A 604-nucleotide genomic window follows, 5' to 3' on the forward strand; every position below is an offset into this window, starting at 1 on the left:
CTTCCGCTTTGAGTCTGTAGTCAAAGACAAATTCATCATTGCGGTAAAACCAGTAACCCGGCGCGGTAATGCGGCGGTTGGCGGTAATATCAGGAACTTCAATAACACTGGCGTTACGGGGTTCAATGCCTGTCACATCCTTACCGACCCACACCACGCGCCCGTCTCCGGTGTAAACCATTTTTATGGTGTCACTGGCAAAGTTCTTCTGTTCTTCATACCAGTTTTTGCCGTCTTCCGAAAAAAGCCAGGTGACATCATACTGTTTTGTCAGCTGATATTGTTCCGCGGTTTTCGGATTACCTGCCGTAATATTTTTTAAATGCAACATTGTTAAATACTCGCTACGTTATACCAGGTGCCATTAATCAGTTTTTGCAGCGGTCGGTAATACACACCGTTGGTGATGCTGCCAACTTACTGATTTAGTGTATGATGGTGTTTTTGAGGTGCTCCAGTGGCTTCTGTTTCTATCAGCTGTCCCTCCTGTTCAGCTACTGACGGGGTGGTGCGTAACGGCAAAAGCACTGCCGGACATCAGCGCTATCTCTGCTCTCACTGCCGTAAAACATGGCAACTGCAGTTCACTTACACCGCTTCTCAA

General features: G+C 47.2%; 2 protein-coding genes and 1 pseudogene. 1 reads left to right on the top strand and 2 read right to left on the bottom strand.

Annotated elements, in window-relative coordinates; genetic code table 11:
• On the bottom strand, positions 1–331 hold a 331-nt coding region (locus BGK49_RS17195), incomplete at its 3' end, for a tail fiber assembly protein (RefSeq protein WP_146628134.1).
• A gap of 2 nt (positions 332–333) precedes the next feature.
• Positions 334–402, bottom strand: a pseudogene (locus BGK49_RS31195) (phage tail protein); the annotation flags it as partial.
• 55 nt (positions 403–457) lie between these two features.
• Between BGK49_RS31195 and BGK49_RS27825 the strand changes: the two are divergent.
• Positions 458–604, top strand: a 147-nt coding sequence (locus BGK49_RS27825; RefSeq protein WP_001393286.1) for an IS1 family transposase, incomplete at its 3' end; no start/stop codon positions are given.

It is taken from the genome of Shigella sp. FC1544 (genome assembly GCF_001722145.1).
GTDB lineage: Bacteria > Pseudomonadota > Gammaproteobacteria > Enterobacterales > Enterobacteriaceae > Escherichia > Escherichia coli.